Genomic DNA, 18,583 nt, shown 5'->3' with positions numbered 1-18,583 from the left:
GGCTGTCAGCGCGGCAGTCTTTTTTGCTCATTTCGGCTGAAGCATGCAACCCCTGCCTGGCAGGCGTGCTCTTTAGCACAACATGGATACCCTTGTGGCCACCATAGCATCTGACCGCAAAGATCCCGAAGCACTGATAGACCTGTGCCTCCAGGGCGATCGTAAAGCCCAGCATGAAATCTATCGGCTGTACAATCGGGCCATGTTCAACGTGTGCATGCGCATCACGAACGACTTCGACGAGGCACAGGATGTGCTGCAGGAGGCTTTTGTGAACGCTTTCCGCCATCTGGCGAGTTTTAAGAGAGAAAGCACTTTCGGTGCCTGGCTCAAGCGCATTGTGGTCAATTGCGCTGTGCAGCATGTGAAACGCCGCCGACTCGACATGGTGCCCCTTATGCAGCGGCACAATGCCCGGGCCGACGAAGACGCTGACCCATCCGCTGGCTCGATGGGCATCGCCGCCGATTCCGATAGCTACACCGTAGAGCGCATCCGAAAAGCGGTACAGTCTTTGCCTGATGGTTATCGTACTGTGCTCACTCTCTATCTCTTCGAAGGCTATGACCACCAGGAAGTAGCCGATATTCTCGGTATCACCGAGTCTACTTCGAAGTCGCAACTGAACCGAGCAAAAAACAAACTACGTCAAATCCTTTCCGAAAGCGATGAAGGATAACCCAAAATACGATCCGCTGGAGCGGTTCATCGCCGAGCACCGCGACGCGTTTGACGCCTACGAACCCGACCCGCTGGTATGGGACCGTGTGCGCCAGACCCTCGACGCTGATGCCCGCGATGTAGCACCCCGTGTGCTGCCCGGCCCCGGCAAGCGCCGAAAGGGTGGTGCGCTGGGCCGTATCATCAGTTTCAGCCCCATCTCTTACCAGATTGCCGCTGCCGTCATGCTGCTGGTTGGCTTTGCGGTGGTACTCCGAAACCCAACCATGCCCGAACTGGGTCGCCTTACCAGTATTGCGTCGGCGCCTGTAGCGCCGTCCAATAACTCGGTAGCCGCCTACGACCCCCAACTCGCGCAGACCGATGCCCAGCTCATGCAGATTATCCAGGCCAAGCAGACCGAGGTCGCTGAAGCCACCCGCAATCTCCCCGAGCTCCGTGAGGCATTCACCCGTGACCTTGAGCGGCTCGACAGCATGTATCTCGCTCTGAAACAGGAAATGGCTACCAGCCCCAACCGCGACCAGATCGCCTCGGCGCTTGTCATCAACCTCCAGATGCGTGTTGACGTCCTCAATCGGCAGATCGAGGTACTCAAGAAAATCGCACACGACCGCAAAGCCAAGGAGGCCCAGAATGAAAAGCCTGTTCTCCTCTAAGTTCCTGGCGTCATTTGCACTGTTGGTGCTCATGGGGCTCGTATGGCTGGCGCACACTGGCGCCCAGGCTCAGACAGAGCGCCCCAACCTTCAGACGCGCACCGTCACAAAGGCGTTTACTCCTTCGCCCGGTGAGGTACTGGCCCTCCAGAGCAAGTTCAGCCGCGTCATCGTCAACGCCTGGGATCGCCCCGACATCTCTGTCGAAATCAATCTAAAGTCTTGGGCCGAGAGCCTTGACCGCGCCATGGAAATCCAGAAGCGTCTGGTGGTTAGCGAGAGCCGTGCGGGTGGGCGCATCCAACTGCAAACTGGCCTCGATGGAGAACTCAACATGGGCTCGCGTTCACGGGCAGGCTTCGAGATTGTTATGGTCGTTAACATGCCCGCAAGTCAGGCGCTTGAAATTCGCAACTCCTTCGGCAGCGCACTGCTCGGTACCCTCACGGGTCCGGTCAGCATCAGCATGTCGTATGGCAACCTGAAGGCAGGCAAGCTCTCTGGCCGCAACACCCGTCTCGAACTCAAGTATGGGGGTGCCGATGTGGCTGAAATTGCCCAGGGGTCGCTCTCGGCTGAATACGGTACCTACGACTTCGACCGTCTCGGCGATATCGTGCTGGTCAACGGCTATGGCAAGATGCGTATTCGCACGGCGCATAAGCTTACCGTCGATTCCAAATATGCCGACCTGGTCGTAGACCGTGTGCACTCATTTGACGGCAAGGTATCCTATGGGGGCATCACACTTGGAGTAGTGGAAGAACAGGCGAAGCTGGTAGCCCTCTACCCCAGTCGCCTGAATATCGACCGCATTGAGCCTGGCTTTAGTCTGGTGGAAGTTTCCTCAGACTACGGTGACGCAACGCTCAATTTCGCCCCTGGCGCAGCGTTTTCCTTCGATGCCCGCTTCAAATTTGGTGACCTTCGCTTCCCTATGGGCCAGACGCGTGTCAACTCATTGGAAAAAACCGCTACCTCCGCGTATTACAACGGTCAGGTAGGCACAGGTACTGCCCGGGTGGTACTCAATGGGCTTCACAGCGATTTCCGCATGAATCTAGTCGGCGCCAACTGACGCGCCCTGAATGTCCAATACACGACAGCCTGGCATTACTGCCGGGCTGTTTGCATTCTGTTAAGGCACCGGCTGGTGCTTTCTGTTGTTATTTGGCCTCACCATTCTCTTCTCTAATGTTGCGTTCCGCACTTCTCGCGCTCGCCCTTGCCAGCGTTTCCAGCCTGACACTGGCACAGCAGCCGGTCCCCTTCTTTGCCATCTTCACATCGCCCGAAGCTGGCGTTGTTCGTTTCGAAACCTCTCCCGGCATAGACCGGCATGCGGTCATATGCTGCGAGGACAGTGTCTTGGCCACCTCTCCCGATACGACCTACTCCTGGCGTACAGACCGGGCAGGCGTCTACTACAACAACTTTCTGGGCGGGCGAGGTGTGCAGGTGTACGTACACCACAAGGTGGTAAAACAGCAGTCCCGCGCTTTGCTGGCCGCAGAGTTGTTTGCTCGCCGCAGTTGGCAGTTCGCTCAGGCCAACCCTGCTTCTGAGTCTTATGCACGCGACGGCATCGAGCTGCGCTACAAAGACAGTACGGGTACGCTGTACAGCTCAGCCTGGGGCCCACAGCCGAAGGCGGTTCGCTTCCGTTCGTCAGCCGAGTATCGCCCCGGCAAAGCCATCGGTGGTTTTGGCCTTTATGAGTACATACTCTCCGCCTCTTTCCAGAAAGTCTACCTTTATTCGAGGCAAGGCAAAAAAATACAGGCCACCAAAGGCAGCCTGTATATGGGAATCTGGGGCTCAGGGCTCTGAGCGCTGAGGGGTCAGTTGGCTGTCAGTACGTCTAGGCGCACCAGCTCTTTGCCTTCGGGCAGTTTGGGTTCGGTCAGATAGAGCAGCGGGGCCAGTTCGCCTTTGCCCCATTGCGGAATGAAGTTGTCGTAGAACCGGCTGCCGGGGTTGCCACTCTGGCCGCCGGGGTAGATGCCAAAGCCGGTGGGCATGTCGCCCACCTGCACCACCATCCGCCACGACGGGCCGTGCGTCGACTTCGTCGCGTTCACAATGCCCTCGCCACCCCCTATGCCCGGTACACTCCGGCTGAAGGGTGTCAACTTGGCAAGGTGTGTGATACGGGTATTCTTGGCTGCACCCCACTGCCAGCCTTCCCCATAGGTGCCTAGCCGTTTGTGCAGTCGGCTCACAGCCATCAGGAAAGACTTCCGCGCGATATCGCGCAGGTTCTCTTTTGTCTGCGGCGTTTTCACATCGTCCAGCAGCACAAAGTTGCTGTCGGCCATCACGGCAAGGGCCACTTCCACGTCGTCGGGATAGCGCACGTTTTCCTGGCCCAGTTCGTCCTGTAGCGTCGCCAGCATGAAATCGTCCATCCAGCGGTTGAATACCGTAGCTCCGGGTTGGTCAGGGTCGTTGCGCAGGTTCCAGTTTTTCAGTGCGGCATAGGCTTGTGGCAACGTTTCGGCTACGTCCTCGCCTGCTTCTTTCAGTTCAGCCTCGGTGTAAACGGGAGTCTGGTTGCCAGTGGCCTTCAGCAGTGTGCCCAGGAACATCTCTGCCATCAGGCTGTAGTTGTCGTTCTGCACGGCCCGCATACTGTCGGGGGTAATCTGGCGCATGGCATCCAGTCGCTGATTGATCCGCGCACCGCGCCACAGGTTTACCTGATGCCAGTCAAGATAATAGGGGTACGTCTCATCGGCCGACTGCTGGTTTGCCGAGCTAACGAAGCCCCGCTTGGGATTCTTTACATGGGGGTTGTGGGGCTGCGGTATCCAACCCTGCCAGTCGTAGCGGGGGTCGGTGCCATCGCTGATGAACTTACCCTGACCCTCCCATTTCAGTGGGAAGCGGCCATTGGCCCATAGGGCGATGTCGCCTTCGCGGCTGATGAAACAGAAGTTCTGTGCAGGGCAAACATAGGTGGCCAGTGCGGCTTTGTAGTCGTCGTAGTTGCGGGCATGATTCAGCGCCCAGAAAGTGCGGAAGTCGTTGCTGGGCTCCAGTGCCAGCCAGCGTACAGCCATGCCTGCGGGCTCACCGCCGCCATCCTGTGGTTTCAGGTAAGGGACAGGCCCGTGGTGGGTATACAGCACGGTGTCTACACGGTCGGCCTGGCCACGCACTTTTACGGTCTCAATGCGGCGTTCTACTTTCTTCCATTGGTTGTCGTGCCAGTATTCGTTCCGGCTGGCGTCCTTGAACCGGATGCGGTAGAAGTCGCGCACATCCGAGCCCACATTCGTCACGCCCCAGGCAATGTCTTTGTTGAAGCCGATAACCACCCCCGGTGCACCCGGCAGCGATACCCCATACACATTCACGGTGGGGCACACCAGCTGCACCTCAAACCAGATGGACGGTAGGTTCAGCGACAGGTGGGGGTCATTGGCAATCATGGGGCGGCCAGTGGCTGTTTTGCTGCCCGCTACGGCCCAGTTGTTGCTTCCGTTGTCGGGGTCGGGCTTGCGGGGCAGCTCGGCAGCTCCTATGGTGGCATCCAGCGTGGTGTCTGCGCCATAGCTCAGCCAGTTGTCGGGCACTTTGGGTGCAGCGGCTGGTTCAAAATCCCACTCAGTGCCACGCGGGATGATGGGGTCTTCCTTGTGTGGATAGTTGGGGTACAGTTTCTGGGTCAGTTGTGGGCCCAGCTTGGCCAGGACGTGGCTCATTGCCCAGTCGCTCGACTCCGAGCTCAGATCCCACGCCATGTATTTCAGCAGCAGCGCCGTACGCAGCGGGCTCCATTCGGTGGGCTCAAAGTCCATCAGTTTGTATTCCAGCGGCAGATCGGCATACGACAGGCTGTTTATATAGGCGTTCACGCCTGAGGCATACGCCTGCAGATATTCGTGTGTCAGCGGTTCTTTCTTGATCTCCTCCAGGGCAGCTTCGGCCGCTTTCATCATGCCGTTACGCCGATAGAAAAGGTCTGTTTCTACCAGATCGGGGCCTAGGACCTCGGCCAGCATGCCGCCCGCGAAGCGCGTTTGCAGGTCCATCTGCCACAGACGGAAACGCGCTGTCAGGTAGCCCTGCGTGATGTACAGGTCGTGCTCGTTCTCTGCGAAGATGTGCGGCACCAGACGGTCGTCAAACAGCACCGTGACTTTCCCCTTGAGGCCGGGTAGCTTCAACTCGCCCGATTCCAGTGGGGTCGCACCCTCGGCCTGCTCCCAGAAGCCCCCAAACGGGCTTAGAAGCTTGCCTACAGGGGGCAACGGCCCCAGTTTCATGTTGAAGAGAACAATCAGCAGCAGACTTGGAATTGCCGCAGCGCCAAAGCGTAACCAGTGCATGTACAATTGGGGAGTGTTGTGTTTACAATATACAGGCTGGGCGGTTTCGCCGCATGGTCCAGCAATAGAAAAGCGCCCCTATGGGGCGCTTTTGCAACATTTTTAGCCAAATGGATTACTTCACCACCAGGAAACGGCCCGTTGCCCGGGTACCGGTGTTGGTGGTCAGCCGCACGATGTAAACACCGGATTCCAGATTGCCTGCCACCAGGGGCGAACTCTGCTCGCCTGCCGGGCGTGCCCCCAGACGATAGGACACCACCGTCTGCCCTGCCGTGTTGAAGATCTCTACCTCTACGCTGCTGGCAGCCTGCGCCAGGTTGTAGTACAGCTGTTTGTTGCTGCTGGCATACAGCGGATTAGGACCTACCCGCACTTCGCCTGACTTAATACCATTTGCAACAGGGGTCGTTACAAGGCCGCCAGAAGTGTCGTCGGGTGCAAAGCCTGAATATAGCCCGTTGCCGTGTGTAGCCACGATGACGGCACGGTCTATCTCGCGGGTTACTACCATGTCTACGATGGCAGTGCCAATGGTGCTGGCACCTTCGCGTACCCACGTGGGTGTTCCTGTCAGATCATTGGTCGAGAACAGGCCTACACTGGTGCCGCAGAAATAGCGGGTGTTCCCATTGCTGAGCGGCAGTATGCTTACCCAGCGGGTCGAGGGGCCATTGCCCAGCACATTGCCCCCTTCTTCCAGGTTACCCGAGATGGCGCGCCAGAGCGGTGCACCGGACAGGGCGTTTTCTGAGTAGAAGAGGCTCTGAACGCGGTAGTTACTCATTACCACAATCACTTTATTTGCGTCGCGCGGGTCAATCGCAATGCAGTTGATGTTGGCCAGTGGCAGGCCTCCGCCTATTTCCGAGATCGTCGGTGTGGCGTCTTTGGCATTGTCTACCCGGAACAGACGGCCGCGGTTGCTGCCATAGAACACCACGTTGGCCGGAGCTTTGGAGGCCGCAACCGCAGTTACGTTGTGGGCTGCGCCAGCAACCGTAGGCAGCTTCGAGCCCGGGATCGTTACCCAGCGCGTAACAGGGTTCGGGGTGCGTACGCCTGTGTTGATACCCAGCGAGTCTTTATACGCCATGTAAATCGTATTGGCGTCGTTGGGGTCCATCACAAAGGGGTTGATGAACAGGAAGGTGCCAGGCTTCAGATTGGGGTTGTGTACCTGCACATACGAACTGCCGCTACCGGTGGTCAGGTTCGGAATGTAGCGGAACAGGTTGGCACCCTGCGTGGAGATAATCCCGAACTGCGCCTGTGGAGCCACAGCGCAGAAAGCCCCATCACCACCGCCTACATCTTCCCAATTGCTCAGGGCCCCGGCATTAGCCGTTGAGTAGGTCGAGTTGTCCTGAAGCCCGCCCAGTACCAGGCTTGCACTGGCGGCATTGGCCGACAGCGGTGCAGGGTCCAGGGCCGCAGTGTAAAACTGCCCGGTCACATAGCCAAACGAGCGGAATTGCCAGAAGCCTTCATCGGCGATGCCGCCTGCATTTGCCGCAACAGAAATACCGCCATCGCTGCCACTTACCATCCGGTTGGGGTTTCCAGGAGAAAACTCCAGCGAATGCTGATCGGGGTGCTGGTTCGGGTACAGGTCTATGATGGTCACGAACTTAGAGTAGCCGCCCACCCAGCCCTCATTGCTGATAGGGGTAGCAAAACCATCTTCGGAACGATACAGGTTGGTACCGCCCAGGTACACTACGTTCTCGTTGTCGGGCTTCACCCGAACAATCATGTTGTAGCTGCCCTGCAACTCAAGGCCGCTTACCGAATTGCTTACGCCCGTGAAGTTGGCCGCACGCGGAAGGTTGGCCGTGCGGTTTACCCACGTACCACCTGCACCGGCGCCATTGCCCGACACATAGGTGTACTTGAAGAAGTGGGCTTCGTTGGTGCCTCCACCGTCAAAGTCGTACACCATGAAATACACTACGTTGGGGTTCGAAGGTGCAATGCCAATGACAGTGCGGCCCCAGGAAGCTGGCATGAATGCCGGCGTAATGTTGGTCCAGGTAATGCCATCCGTTGAGCGGAAGATGCCGCCTGGGATATCCCCTTCCGACGACACCGTGGCGTAATACACTTTGTTGGCCGTATCCTGAGCTATCTCGGTATACTGGCCCGCAGTCAGGCTTGCGGTGCCGATCACGGCTGTCCAGGTGAAATCTGTCTGCCCGGTATTGCGCACACCACGCATAATGCCACCATACACTGCCGCCAGGAGCACATCCTGATTGGCGGGTGCTTTGTAATCGGCTATAAGCCCGTTGATGATGTCAAAATCACCATCGAACACCGGCGTAGCCGACGCAGTGCTGGGCAACTGCGTAAAGGAAGTGCCGTTGTTGGCCGAGGCATAGATGCCATTTCCTACATAGAAGGCACCGGACTTGGAGGCGCTGTTGCCCAGACGCTCACCGCCGCCATAATACCAGTTGTCGCGTTTGCCGGGGCGCAGATCCTGCGCAATGCAGGTAATCGACTGGTTGTCGTTGCCATTGGGCACACGGCTCCAGCTCACGCCTTCATCTGTAGTGCGCCACACGCCGCCCGATACCCCACCTGCAATAATGGTGTTGCCGTTCCGTACGTCAATGCCCAGAGCACGGGTACGGCCTCCCACGTTGTTGGGGCCGCGCTGGATAAAGTCTACTGGCACCAGCCCTCCCGCTTTGTACATGCTGGTAGGCAGCGTACGGGCATAGCGCAGCTCATTCCGCCGGATGGCAAAAGGAATCTGGCCGGTGGCCGGATCAGCCAGGCGCATCAGCTCCCATGCGGCACGGCTCTGGGCTCCGCCCTCTTTCCGGTCGGGGCGGCCCTCTTCATACTCAGTGGTGCGCATTGGGTTCACGTACCACACATTTTCCTCAGGCTCAAAGCGGTACACCAGTACGGCAATAACCGTTACGCCCGCCAGCAATCGTAGAAGGTGTTTCATCAGAATGGGTTTTACAAGGGGCCAATTTAGGGAGTCTATCTCCTTGTATTACGGTTTTTTACAACGAATGATTTCCATGGAAACCGCCCCTTGGCTAATTGGGGCTAGTCGGCCTATTACGTAAAGTGTATCTCCACGTTTGAGTTCGACATCAGACCGGGTGGCGCCTGCCTGGTTATCCATAACCATGTCCTCTGTTATCCGTATGCGGCCATCCAGACTGTCGATGCCTGATATCAACTGTTCGGCATCGCGACCTGCTTTGTGCACCTTTAGCACCCGCATTTGCACGAGCATGGAATGGCCCAGGCCCAGTGGAGTCCATGGGCCGCGCAGCACAACGGTCATTTCGATGCGGCTGGGGTCTTCATCCCGCAGGCCACTGGCCCGGATGGCCGCCCGGCCGGTGTCCTGGCGGGTGACGGCGCGGGTCTGGCAGCTGGCCGCTACCGCCAGCATCAGCAGCACAAGCAGGACGCTAATTCTGCACAGGTGGTTTTTCATACGATGGCTGCGGGATAACTTGCGGCACTATGCGTTTTACTCCAGGTATTCTGACGCTGATGGGTATACTGCTGGCCCTGTTGGGCGTCCTGCAGTTTGTAGTGGCCCTGCGCGGCAACGGCCTCGATTTCATGGCCTCTATCGCCATGCTCGTGGCTTCTGCCTGTGCTTTCCCACAGGTCTGGGCACGGCTTTCGGCCAGTATGGGTGCCAAAGCGGCCGAGTGGCAGTTGCGGTTTGTCTTCGGCTTTATGGTCCTCAGTACGCTGTTTACCTATCTGGGCAGTCTGGTGGTCCGTTAGTGCGATTGGCGGCGGTCAGTTCTGTTGCTGGTTGTCCAGCCGTTCGCGGGCGGCATCGCGGCGCACGGCCTTCAGTTGAAACCACGCTCGCGTGAGGCGCAGCACGCCGTAGGCTACGACAATCACACCCAGTACTGCCGGGCTGATGGGCAGGTTGAAGCCCTCAGGGGGGCTGGCAATCAGCAGGGTGCCTACAATCAGAAATACGGCTCCCATAACGAAGCCAGTGTACATCGTGAACTTCTGCATGTGGTTGAGGGTGAGCCCGGGGCTCAGTTTTCCAGTTGATTCAGGTCGGCAAACAGGGTGTTGAACAGCCGATACAGAAAGGTCTGTGCAGGTGGGGTACTGGCGTCGGCCACAAAGTAGGCACGCGCCATGGGGGCTTTGTCGTCGTCGTAGTTCAGCACCACGTCGCGCACCTTGCGGCGGCTGCGCACGTCGTAGAGTTCGGCATGCAGCCGTGCCAGCTTCACCTTGCGGCGCTCGGTATACAGTTGGTTGCTGTAGGCAAAGGTCGATACGCGCACCGTGGTACCCATCCAGATGTTGTCTACCACCAGTACATAGTCGGTTCCTTCGGGCACGGCGCCGTGTACGGCGTTGAAGTCGAACTGTCCCGCTTCTGCGCTGCCAACAAAAGCCTGTGCCAGACCGGGAACGCCGTTTACGAAATAGCTTCCGTAGGCCCGCATTTTGTCGTTCAGCACCTGGGTCATCAGCGTGCCCAGCTTGATAGTGGTGCCAGTGCGAATGTCGGTCTCCGACAGCCCCAGTGTATCGTTGCGCTGCAACAGCCCCGAGAACAGAATGTTGTAGGCTTCACTGAACTGGAAGTTCTTCTTCGACACATAGAGCGCCACCCGTTTCTCCTGGAAACGATTGCTGGGAGCGGTCTTCTGCGCCTGTAGGCTGCTCGGCAGCATCCCACACAGCAACACCGACAGAAGGAATAAGGGCTTCACCATTCTTGCTTTCAACGCCAATATAACCTCTTTACGTCTAGGCGCACCTGCAAAGTGACGTCTTTTGCTTTTTCGCCAAACAGGTACTGTCCATATGGCGGCTTTGTCTTTTCTTTGGCGAAACACATCGTCTGTGGGGAAATCCGTTGTTTGCCTGTGCCTGATATTGCTGCTGGGATGGGGGAGTGCCCTTGCCCGCCAGCACGATTCAACCGCCATGATGGCCCAGGCCCGCGCCGACATCGCCATCCTCTGCTCCGACTCACTCCATGGCAGGGGCTATCAACAGCAGGGGCACCTCAAGGCGGCCCGCTACATCGCCAGTCGCTTTGCCCAGCTCGACCTCGCGCCCATCGCGCCCAACCGTCCTGAAGATCCTTACCTCCAGTTTTTTTCCTTCCAGGTCAATCAGATAGAACAGGCGGAACTCTCTTTCGGTCGCAGGCCACTGCGGGCAGGCTATCAGTTTTTGCCTCACCCAGCCACCGCGGCCAGCCCCCAACGCAGGCTCCCGCTGCTGGACCTTCAATATGGCACCCCTGCCGACTGGGAAAAAGCTGCCAAAAACCCCGATGCACGGGGTGCTCTGCTCCTCATTCGCGAAGGTTGGCCCCAGAATGCAACCTGGCCCGATAGCATACGCAGACAGTACAAACAGCTGGCTCAGCAACTGAAAATGACCCGGGCTCTCGGTGCAGCAGGCATCCTCTTCGTGGTGAATAAGCTCACTTATTCCTTCAGCGCCGCCCAGGCCGACCTCCTGCTTCTGGAGGTGTTGGCCTCCGACCTGCCACGCCGCCCGCGGCAGATACAGGTGGAGGTACAGGCCAGTATGCGCCGTATCCATTCCCAGAATGTGGTAGGCTGGCTGCCTGGCCAACAGGCCACCGACAGTGCCATCGTTGTCTGTGCCCACTACGACCATCTGGGGCGCCTCGGCGATGCCATTTTCCGCGGGGCCAATGACAATGCCTCGGGCGTGGCATGGCTCCTGGCTTTGGCCAAGCGCCTCCGCGACGAAGGCGGCCTGCGCATACCCGTCGTGTTTGTGGCTTTCGGAGCCGAAGAAACAGGACTGAATGGTTCCTCATTTTATGCAGGCCGCCCGGCCCCAATGCCGCTCCGCTCCATCCCCTTCGTCTTCAATGTCGATCTAATGGGCTACGGCGAAAAAGGGGTGATGGCCGTAGGTGGGGCCACGTACCCAGCCATTTACGAGCCGCTGGTGGCGTTGAACGACAGCCTCAAACTGTTGCCAGCCCTCCGCAAACGCCCCAACGCCCCCAATTCTGACCACTGGCCCTTCACGCAATTGGGGGTGCCTGCCCTCTTTTTTTATGCCGAAGGGGGTGCCCCTTATTACCACGATGTCCAGGACAATCCGGCCGAATTAAGCCTTCAGGCCTTCCCGCGGCTTCAGGAGTTGGTAATTCGTTATTTCAGGACACGTTACGGAAAGTCGTCCACAAACTGAATCACGCATATGCGGGACTGGCGCCGCGACAGCTTTTCTGCGTCATTTGGCACAGTTTTCGTCTACTCTCACCACATGACACGTTTCAGCACGCTAGCGGCCTTTTTCTTTGCCATGCTGACACTGACCGTCCCAAACTGGGCAAAAGCCCAGAGCTCCGATGAAGTGTTCAGCCAACTTGAAACCGCCATTCGTTCCGGCGACGCCAACGGCTTGGCGCGTTTCCTCAACAAAACCGTCGAACTCACCATCATAGACGCTGACCAGGACTATGCCCGTGCCCAGGCGCAGTTCGTGCTCAAGGAGTTCTTTCAGAGCTACCCCGTCAAGTCGTTCAGTCTGGTACACCGCGGCAACAGCGGCGACACCTACTATTCCGTGGGCTCTTATGTCTCGGGCCGTGGCACCTTCAATACTACCATCTACATGAAGAAATACGGCACCCAGTACCTTGTCGACACCATCCGCTTCGAGCGCAGCGACGACTGACGTTCTGGCAGCCCCAAATGCAAAAACAGCTCCCCTACAAAGGGAGCTGTTCTTTTTTCCGCAGATAACAGCTGCTCAGCGTTCAATCAGTTTCATCGCGCCCTCACCGTAGCGGGCACCTGCCACTTGCTGCACCAACAGGCCCAGGCGTTCCAGTTCGGCAGGGCTCAGCGTCAGGTGGGCGGCGGCGGCGTTCTCGTCCAGATAGCTGCGGCGCTTGGTGCCAGGGATCGGCGCTACGTCCTGTCCCTGATGCAGCAGCCAGGCCAGTGCCACCTGCCCGGCGGTGGCGTTGCGCTCAGTGGCAATCTCTTTTACTACCGCCACCAGTCGCAGGTTCTGCGCGTGGTTTTCCGGCGACCAACGCGGGTCCCGGCTGCGGTAGTCGCCCAGTTCCACCCCGTTCTGCGTGAAGCTGCCCGTCAGGAAGCCCCGGCCCAGCGGGCTGTAGGGTACCAGGCCAATGCCCAGTTCGCGGATTGTCGGCAGGATGTTCTCCTCAATGCCGCGCTCCCATAGGCTGTATTCACTTTGCAGCGCCGAAATGGGGTGCACGGCATGTGCCCGGCGCAGGGTTTGCGGCCCGGCTTCGCTCAGGCCCAGGAAGCGCACTTTGCCTTCTTCCACCAGCCGTGCCATTTCTCCTACTACTTCTTCGATGGGGAAGGCTGGGTCTACGCGGTGCTGATACAGCAGGTCAATGTAGTCGGTCTGGAGGCGGCGCAGGCTGGCCTCTACACGGGCACGAATGGTGGCCGGATTGCTGTCTACGCCGCGGTTCTGGCCCTGCTCGTCCAGCTTGAAGCCAAACTTCGTGGCGATGACTGCCTGCGTGCGCTTGCCTTTCAGGGCGCGGCCCAGCAGGTCTTCGTTGGTGTAGGGGCCATACACCTCGGCGGTGTCCAGAAAGGTCACGCCGATTTCCAGCGCGTGGTGCAGCGTCGCAATGGATTCGGCTTCATCGGCGGGGCCATATACGCCGGTCATGCCCGGAATGCCCGACATGCCCATGCAGCCAAGCCCGATTGCCGAAACCTCAAGGCCCTGACGGCCCAGTTGGCGGGTGGGATACATAAGAGTATTGAAAGGAGTGAATGGACGTGCTTGCGTCTGCTGTTTCAACAAATGTAGAGGCGCTAAGTTCAGCTATCGTCAGATTTCCTTCGGCCCGCGCTTTTTGCGACCTTCGTCCCCATGAACCACAGCGCTCCCTTTCAGCAGCAGGTAGATGACATTATCCGCCAGGCGTTCGCCGAGGACATCGGTTCGGGCGATCACACTTCCCTTGCCACCATTCCCGCTGGTACGCAGGGTGGGGCGCGCTGTCTGGTCAAGGACACCGGTACGCTGGCAGGCGTGGCCTTTGCCCGTCGCGCCTTCGAACTGCTGGACCCCGCCGTGCAGTTTCACCAACTGCTGGAAGACGGCGTGGCGGTGAAGCCCGGCGATGTCGCGTTCACCGTTACAGGCAGCACACACTCCCTGCTGGCAGGCGAGCGGCTGGTGCTCAATGTCATGCAGCGTATGAGCGGTGTTGCCACCCAGACCCGCCGCGCTGTAGACCTCACCGCTGGCACCCGCTGCCGCATCCTCGACACCCGCAAGACTACCCCCCTTATCCGCGTGCTCGAGAAGTGGGCCGTGCGCATTGGCGGTGGCGTCAATCATCGCTTCGGTCTCTTCGACATGATTCTCATCAAGGACAACCATGTCGATTTCGCCGGAGGCATTGCCCAGGCACTGTCCGCTACACGCAGCTATCTCGCCAGCAAAGGCTTGGGCTTGGCAGTGGAAATCGAGACCCGCAATCTGGCCGAGGTGGAAGCGGTGCTCAGCCACGGCGAGGGCCTTGTACAACGCATCCTGCTCGACAACATGACCCCCGACCAGCTTCGTACTGCCACCCATCTGGTTGCCAGCCGGTTTGAAACCGAAGCCAGCGGCGGCATCACCCTCGACAACCTCGCCGAAGTGGCTGCCACTGGCGTCGATTTCATCTCGATGGGGTCGCTTACCCACAGCGTCAAGAGCCTCGACATTTCTCTCAAAGCCCTCTGACCATGAACGCCTTCGAAGTGTTTGGCCTGCCCCTGCGCTACGCCATTGACAAGGCGGCCCTGCGCCAGACGTGGATGGCCCACAGCCGTGCCCTGCACCCCGATTTCTATACCCAGGCTACGCCACAGGAACAGTCTGAGGCCCTGCGCCGCAGCAGCGAGGTCAACGCCGCGTTCAAACTGCTGAACGATGACAGCGCCCGCCTTGAGCACCTGTTGGAGCTGAAAGGCGTTTGGGTATCCGGCCAGACGCCCGCCCTGCCTAACGATTTCCTCATGGAAATGATGGACATCAACGAAGCGGTGGAAGATGTGCAGATGAGCCAGGATACCGCCAAGGCTGCCGAACTGGCCTTGCAGATCAATCAGCTGGCCGACGGCTTCTCACAGCAGATTGCCCTGCTCTTGGCCGCCGACGAGGCCGCCCATACCGCACTGGCCCAGGCGATGGACCTGCACCTGCGCCGCAAGTATGTGCTGCGGCTGAAGCAAGCGCTGGCAAAAGTTGCTGGATAAGTCGGCCAGAAACGTATATTTGCGCTCCACTTGCCCAAGTGGCGGAATGGTAGACGCGGTGGTCTCAAACACCACTGGGCTAAACCCCCGTATCGGTTCGAGTCCGGTCTTGGGCACAAATTGCCCCCTGCTACCACAGGGGGCTTATTTGCCACAGAATTGCCACAGAAGCCTCGGTTAACTCCGGGGCTTTTGTGGTTTTGGTTGGTACCTCTGTCTGTCTGCGGAGCGGCTGTAAATGTCGCTCCTGTTCCGAAATTTGACTGGATAATAGGTGGATTTACTTGTCGTTATCATGGTAAATCCTTACCTGTGTGAAACGCATCAGTTTTTTCTTTGGCCTTGCCATATGGGTGCTGATCAGTGCCTGTAGCAAGGAGACGGGTGATACGCCCAACCCTGGTAACTCGGAAAAAGCGGTAGCCCAGCAGCCGATGAAGGTCGGCGAGGTAGAGGTTCCAGCAGGAACCAGTTATTGGCGAGCGGGCAGCAACGCCTACAAGGTGCAGTTGCCAGAAGGGGTCTATCTGTTGGGCACTGGTTTGGGTGATAGCCCCGTGATGCTCTCTTCCTTTCTCTACAAGTGCGCCTGCAAGGATGGTGTAAGTGGTGGATGCGATGTGGTGGTGCGGGGTAACTATCTGGCATGTGCACAGGAACAGGGCACCTGTCTTGCAGGCTGTCTGGGCCAGCAGACGCCCGGCGCGGAAGAATCCTACAGCATTGGGGGTGCTACGGTGGTGGACGTACGGAAAGGCGTCCACTTTGCCACGGACGAAGAACTGGCGAGTCTGAAGCGATCGGCGCCTGCTGGGCTACTGGCACTGCCCCAGTTTCGTGCAGACCTGTTGGGGATGATGCAAAAGCTGGAAAAAGAGTCAGCTCAGTCATACGAGGAGTTGGAAGCGGCCTACAGCTTCATGTACGGCCAGAAAGAGCGGTTTGTGCAGGTGCCAGTTTCCGTTTATGGCTATCTGGCAGTGATGGACATTCAGGCCGACCTGGCCGACCTGGCAACTGACCGCAATCAGATGCCAAGGCACAAGGATGGCGGGCCGAAGTATTCCTGCAAATGCCTGTCTGGCCCTGTAGGCTGCACGTTTGATACAGCAGTCGCGGGCTCTGTAAAGATTTGCAAGGCAGGCTCCTGCAATTCCTGCGAGATGAAGGTAAGTCAGGGCGAAGAGGCCGAGTAGCAGCAGCAGAAGGCCACTCCACTAAAACAAAAGCCCCGGTTAACGCCGGGACTTTCGGTTTTCACCAGCACAGCTTGCAGGGGCGCTTGCCCCGGTCGCCAGCTTCGCTGTGACTAATGTGGACGTTGTAAACGGCAGTAGGCCACCAACCATCAGCGGTTGCTGTGCTGTGTGCGCAGATTGTCTCAGTACACGGCAATGCCATAGGTCAATCCATAAACAGGTGCTGTCAGGCTGTCGAGACGGGCGTTTGCTACTGCTTCAATATAGTAAACAGGCTTGTTACGGCTATATGAGCCTATGTACAGTCGGTTCCTGTCAGGTGAGTATGCCAGGGCCGCAAAGTTATCAGCTGCTGTAACGGCATGCAGTTTCTGTAGGCCTGTGCCGTCCAGCTTCACGCTATAAATGCCTTCATTGTAATGCAGGAAAAGCATGCGCCCGTTCTTTTCATCCAATGCGATTGCACCAATCGCATTTTCATTTGTAGTCTGTATGAGTAGTCGTGGAGAACCAGTGCCGTCGGCATTCATCTCCCAAATGCGATGCTTGGTTCTGTCATCCCGGTCAGTGCTGGCAATGTATAGCTTGGAGCCTTCTGCGTTGACCGAGAACGAATACGAATCCACATAGTAACGGTCAAAATAATGTCGGCTGTAAATAGTATCCAAAGCGCTGGAGCCGATTCTGCCCTTTGCAATTGTTCCGTAAACTCCATCAGAAGCAGTCAGCCAGAAGTTGCCTTTCGCATCGGCGGCCAGCCCCCCCCAGAGGCCACGCACCAATGGGCTGGAGTTTTCATCCAATACCTTCGTGTAGCTGCCACCTGGCGCTCTGTCCATCAGCAGGACTTCATGTTTGATAAGGTTGGCGCTGTCGCGGTAATAATTAAAGACCAGCAGTTTCTTGACAGACGGGACAAATTGGATTTTCTCAGGGTCATAAAGGTTGTGGTGGAGAGTGTCTACTTTTCCTCCGTTTTCCGATACACGGAACACGTGGGTATAATTCGTCCAGTAAACGTACCCCTCGGGCACTGGCTCTGTGGTTACAATTTCGTCTTTGCTACAGGCCGAGAAGAGCAGGCTCGCGCCCAGTGCCAGTAAAGCAAGCTTATGTTTCATTGTGCGAACTTCAGGCTTTTAAGATGATATCTGCTGGTACAGAACCGACCTTAATATTTCTTTGCCTTTCGTTCGAGAAAGTACGCAGTCTCTGCTTGATTTTTTCTGTTTTCACCAGCACAGCTTGCAGGGGCGCTTGCCGCGGTCGCGGGCCTCGCTGTCGCTTATGCGGATGATGGTGTGCGTGCACCGCTGCAAGCCCGAACACCGCTCACGCTTGTGATACGCCACCGAACCGCGGCTGTCGCATACATATACCAGTGCCCGCCGATGGGCTTCGGTGCTGGCCGTATTCGTAGGCATGAGCAGCGCCAGCAGGAGTCCCGCGGTCGAATCTAACCGCCTCATTGTTACAGGTTAGTTAACAGATGGCCTTGTAGGGGTGTATTGGGTGTCTGCTGCTTGCAGATGCGCTTTCCGTTTGCTTGCTTCGGCTTTACATATCGCTCATTTCTCTTCTATGAAAGCAACCCATCGGATTATAGTATTGGGGGTAGTGCTGGTTATTATGGCCGCCTTTACCTGGAATGGCAGCAGCAACCGACGCACCAGTGTCGAGAGCTACACCCTTACCGAGCCCACCTTGCAGGGCGGCTTAATGATGCCCGCGGGCACGGTCGTGTGGCAGCCCACTGCCACCGAGCTCCGCTATATCCTGCCCGATGGCGTGTGGCTGATGAACCGTACCAATGCAGGTACACCCGTGGCCAACACCAGTCATTACATCAAGTGTGATTGTGAGGAAAGCCAGGGGGATGCCAAGGCGGTTGCAGAGCCAGGCTTTCTTCGCTGCATTGGAGACGGCTGTTATGGCGCGGTCACTGCCAATTCCTCGTATCTCTTCGGCAGCCTGCGTTCGGCCTTCCAGGTAGTAGATACCCGCCGCGGTATTCATTTCGCTACCCGCGAGGAACTGAAAACGCTCTCTACTCAACCTCCAGCTGGCCTGCTCGATACCCCCGGTTTCCGCGAGCAGCTGCTGAAACTCCTCGCCCCGCTCGAAAACAAAGAGCGCATTACCTGGGACTACCTTGCCCTCAGCTATGCCCTCATGCGCGAGGGAAAAGCAGCCACTGTGCGGGTTCCGCTCAATGTATACGGCTGGCTGGTGTATATGGAGATGCCTGAAGCATTGGCCAAAGAGAATGCGGCGAAGCTGCTCTACGACCCTGCCAACCGTTCTAAATGGGCGCAGGAGCCAATCAAGGCCAACGACGAAGCCCTGCTCTTCGGCGGCATTGCGCCCGTCAATCCCTGCTGATAATCCACCGAACCCGATTCGGATTCCACGAAGGCCCGCCGTTTGGCGCGGCCTTTGCT

At 57.9% G+C, this 18,583-nt stretch carries 19 protein-coding genes and 1 tRNA gene; 12 read left to right on the top strand and 8 right to left on the bottom strand.

Features of this window, described 5'->3' with window-relative positions; genetic code table 11:
• The first annotated feature begins 82 nt into the window (after positions 1-82).
• The 4 genes from AC2D8O_RS10980 (at position 83) to AC2D8O_RS10965 (ending at position 3,170) form a co-directional block, all read left to right on the top strand.
• Positions 83-679 (top strand): RNA polymerase sigma factor, encoded by a 597-nt coding sequence (locus tag AC2D8O_RS10980; protein WP_484678863.1) that lies wholly within the window; start codon positions 83-85, stop codon positions 677-679.
• Positions 669-1,340: a hypothetical protein gene (locus AC2D8O_RS10975; RefSeq protein WP_484678862.1), complete on the top strand. Its 672-nt coding sequence runs from the start codon at positions 669-671 to the stop codon at positions 1,338-1,340. The genes AC2D8O_RS10980 and AC2D8O_RS10975 overlap by 11 nt, the downstream gene beginning before the upstream one ends.
• Positions 1,318-2,418 (top strand): hypothetical protein, encoded by a 1,101-nt coding sequence (locus tag AC2D8O_RS10970; RefSeq protein WP_484678861.1) that lies wholly within the window; start codon positions 1,318-1,320, stop codon positions 2,416-2,418. Before AC2D8O_RS10975 ends, AC2D8O_RS10970 begins: the two co-directional genes overlap by 23 nt.
• A 116-nt stretch (positions 2,419-2,534) precedes the next feature.
• Positions 2,535-3,170, top strand: coding sequence for a hypothetical protein (locus tag AC2D8O_RS10965; protein WP_484678860.1), 636 nt, complete (start codon positions 2,535-2,537; stop codon positions 3,168-3,170).
• A gap of 11 nt (positions 3,171-3,181) precedes the next feature.
• On the opposite strand, the gene AC2D8O_RS10960 is transcribed toward AC2D8O_RS10965, so the two are convergent.
• From AC2D8O_RS10960 to AC2D8O_RS10950, 3 genes are all read right to left on the bottom strand, one after another.
• The gene (locus AC2D8O_RS10960) at positions 3,182-5,674 is read right to left on the bottom strand and encodes a penicillin acylase family protein (protein ID WP_484678859.1); all 2,493 of its coding nucleotides are present in this window, start codon (positions 5,672-5,674) and stop codon (positions 3,182-3,184) included.
• Positions 5,675-5,789: 115 nt separating this feature from the next.
• On the bottom strand, positions 5,790-8,636 hold the full coding sequence (locus tag AC2D8O_RS10955; RefSeq protein WP_484678858.1) for a T9SS type A sorting domain-containing protein: 2,847 nt from the start codon (positions 8,634-8,636) through the stop codon (positions 5,790-5,792).
• Between the two features lie 48 nt (positions 8,637-8,684).
• Complete coding sequence (locus AC2D8O_RS10950) at positions 8,685-9,140, bottom strand: hypothetical protein (RefSeq protein WP_484678857.1); 456 nt, start codon at positions 9,138-9,140, stop codon at positions 8,685-8,687.
• A 29-nt stretch (positions 9,141-9,169) separates the two neighbouring features.
• Here AC2D8O_RS10950 and AC2D8O_RS10945 point away from each other — a divergent pair, with 29 nt between their 5' ends.
• Entirely contained in the window at positions 9,170-9,442 is a 273-nt protein-coding gene (locus AC2D8O_RS10945; protein WP_484678856.1) for a hypothetical protein, read from the top strand.
• Between the two features lie 15 nt (positions 9,443-9,457).
• Here AC2D8O_RS10945 and AC2D8O_RS10940 read toward each other — a convergent pair whose 3' ends face one another.
• Positions 9,458-9,691, bottom strand: coding sequence for a hypothetical protein (locus AC2D8O_RS10940; RefSeq protein WP_484678855.1), 234 nt, complete (start codon positions 9,689-9,691; stop codon positions 9,458-9,460).
• 23 nt (positions 9,692-9,714) lie between these two features.
• Positions 9,715-10,368: a hypothetical protein gene (locus AC2D8O_RS10935; protein WP_484678854.1), complete on the bottom strand. Its 654-nt coding sequence runs from the start codon at positions 10,366-10,368 to the stop codon at positions 9,715-9,717.
• A 172-nt stretch (positions 10,369-10,540) separates the two neighbouring features.
• On the opposite strand from AC2D8O_RS10935, the gene AC2D8O_RS10930 reads away from it, so the two are divergent.
• Positions 10,541-11,881 carry a M28 family metallopeptidase gene (locus AC2D8O_RS10930; protein WP_484678853.1) on the top strand — a complete coding sequence of 447 codons (1,341 nt, stop codon included), beginning with the start codon at positions 10,541-10,543 and terminating at the stop codon, positions 11,879-11,881.
• Positions 11,882-11,956: 75 nt separating this feature from the next.
• Positions 11,957-12,370 carry a DUF4783 domain-containing protein gene (locus tag AC2D8O_RS10925; RefSeq protein WP_484678852.1) on the top strand — a complete coding sequence of 138 codons (414 nt, stop codon included), beginning with the start codon at positions 11,957-11,959 and terminating at the stop codon, positions 12,368-12,370.
• A 75-nt stretch (positions 12,371-12,445) separates the two neighbouring features.
• On the opposite strand, the gene AC2D8O_RS10920 is transcribed toward AC2D8O_RS10925, so the two are convergent.
• Positions 12,446-13,444 (bottom strand): aldo/keto reductase, encoded by a 999-nt coding sequence (locus AC2D8O_RS10920; protein ID WP_484678851.1) that lies wholly within the window; start codon positions 13,442-13,444, stop codon positions 12,446-12,448.
• A 120-nt stretch (positions 13,445-13,564) separates the two neighbouring features.
• On the opposite strand from AC2D8O_RS10920, the gene nadC reads away from it, so the two are divergent.
• The 4 genes from nadC to AC2D8O_RS10900 all read left to right on the top strand — a co-directional run bounded on the left by nadC (position 13,565) and on the right by AC2D8O_RS10900 (position 16,139).
• Positions 13,565-14,428: a carboxylating nicotinate-nucleotide diphosphorylase gene (nadC, locus tag AC2D8O_RS10915; protein WP_484678850.1), complete on the top strand. Its 864-nt coding sequence runs from the start codon at positions 13,565-13,567 to the stop codon at positions 14,426-14,428.
• A gap of 2 nt (positions 14,429-14,430) precedes the next feature.
• Positions 14,431-14,943, top strand: a complete 513-nt coding sequence (hscB, locus tag AC2D8O_RS10910) for a Fe-S protein assembly co-chaperone HscB (protein ID WP_484678849.1) — start codon at positions 14,431-14,433, stop codon at positions 14,941-14,943.
• A 32-nt stretch (positions 14,944-14,975) separates the two neighbouring features.
• Positions 14,976-15,059, top strand: a tRNA-Leu gene (locus AC2D8O_RS10905).
• Positions 15,060-15,257: 198 nt separating this feature from the next.
• A complete protein-coding gene (locus AC2D8O_RS10900) occupies positions 15,258-16,139 on the top strand; it encodes a hypothetical protein (RefSeq protein WP_484678848.1) in 882 nt (293 codons plus the stop codon).
• Between the two features lie 185 nt (positions 16,140-16,324).
• On the opposite strand, the gene AC2D8O_RS10895 is transcribed toward AC2D8O_RS10900, so the two are convergent.
• Together AC2D8O_RS10895 and AC2D8O_RS10890 are read right to left on the bottom strand one after the other, a co-directional pair.
• Positions 16,325-17,263 (bottom strand): SMP-30/gluconolactonase/LRE family protein, encoded by a 939-nt coding sequence (locus AC2D8O_RS10895; RefSeq protein WP_484678847.1) that lies wholly within the window; start codon positions 17,261-17,263, stop codon positions 16,325-16,327.
• A gap of 111 nt (positions 17,264-17,374) precedes the next feature.
• Positions 17,375-17,611, bottom strand: coding sequence for a hypothetical protein (locus AC2D8O_RS10890; protein WP_484678846.1), 237 nt, complete (start codon positions 17,609-17,611; stop codon positions 17,375-17,377).
• A 112-nt stretch (positions 17,612-17,723) separates the two neighbouring features.
• Between AC2D8O_RS10890 and AC2D8O_RS10885 the strand changes: the two genes are divergently transcribed.
• Positions 17,724-18,524, top strand: a complete 801-nt coding sequence (locus AC2D8O_RS10885; protein WP_484678845.1) for a hypothetical protein — start codon at positions 17,724-17,726, stop codon at positions 18,522-18,524.
• The last annotated feature ends 59 nt before the right edge of the window (positions 18,525-18,583 follow it).

This window comes from Pontibacter sp. T17, assembly GCF_057219875.1.
The sequence above is the reverse complement of the archived record's forward strand: the minus strand, read 5'-3'. Positions and strand labels throughout refer to the sequence as shown.

Bases quoted from the DNA above. Each gene is read 5' to 3' on its own strand.
- AC2D8O_RS10955 (WP_484678858.1), bottom strand. From the start codon at position 8,636: ATGAAACACCTTCTACGATTGCTGGCGGGCGTAACGGTTATTGCCGTA.
- AC2D8O_RS10890 (WP_484678846.1), bottom strand. From the start codon at position 17,611: ATGAGGCGGTTAGATTCGACCGCGGGACTCCTGCTGGCGCTGCTCATG.
- nadC (WP_484678850.1), top strand. From the start codon at position 13,565: ATGAACCACAGCGCTCCCTTTCAGCAGCAGGTAGATGACATTATCCGC.
- AC2D8O_RS10885 (WP_484678845.1), top strand. From the start codon at position 17,724: ATGAAAGCAACCCATCGGATTATAGTATTGGGGGTAGTGCTGGTTATT.
- AC2D8O_RS10960 (WP_484678859.1), bottom strand. From the start codon at position 5,674: ATGCACTGGTTACGCTTTGGCGCTGCGGCAATTCCAAGTCTGCTGCTG.
- AC2D8O_RS10935 (WP_484678854.1), bottom strand. From the start codon at position 10,368: ATGCTGCCGAGCAGCCTACAGGCGCAGAAGACCGCTCCCAGCAATCGT.
- AC2D8O_RS10950 (WP_484678857.1), bottom strand. From the start codon at position 9,140: ATGAAAAACCACCTGTGCAGAATTAGCGTCCTGCTTGTGCTGCTGATG.
- AC2D8O_RS10980 (WP_484678863.1), top strand. From the start codon at position 83: ATGGATACCCTTGTGGCCACCATAGCATCTGACCGCAAAGATCCCGAA.
- AC2D8O_RS10920 (WP_484678851.1), bottom strand. From the start codon at position 13,444: ATGTATCCCACCCGCCAACTGGGCCGTCAGGGCCTTGAGGTTTCGGCA.
- AC2D8O_RS10945 (WP_484678856.1), top strand. From the start codon at position 9,170: ATGCGTTTTACTCCAGGTATTCTGACGCTGATGGGTATACTGCTGGCC.
- AC2D8O_RS10895 (WP_484678847.1), bottom strand. From the start codon at position 17,263: ATGAAACATAAGCTTGCTTTACTGGCACTGGGCGCGAGCCTGCTCTTC.
- AC2D8O_RS10925 (WP_484678852.1), top strand. From the start codon at position 11,957: ATGACACGTTTCAGCACGCTAGCGGCCTTTTTCTTTGCCATGCTGACA.
- AC2D8O_RS10965 (WP_484678860.1), top strand. From the start codon at position 2,535: ATGTTGCGTTCCGCACTTCTCGCGCTCGCCCTTGCCAGCGTTTCCAGC.
- AC2D8O_RS10940 (WP_484678855.1), bottom strand. From the start codon at position 9,691: ATGCAGAAGTTCACGATGTACACTGGCTTCGTTATGGGAGCCGTATTT.
- AC2D8O_RS10975 (WP_484678862.1), top strand. From the start codon at position 669: ATGAAGGATAACCCAAAATACGATCCGCTGGAGCGGTTCATCGCCGAG.
- hscB (WP_484678849.1), top strand. From the start codon at position 14,431: ATGAACGCCTTCGAAGTGTTTGGCCTGCCCCTGCGCTACGCCATTGAC.
- AC2D8O_RS10970 (WP_484678861.1), top strand. From the start codon at position 1,318: ATGAAAAGCCTGTTCTCCTCTAAGTTCCTGGCGTCATTTGCACTGTTG.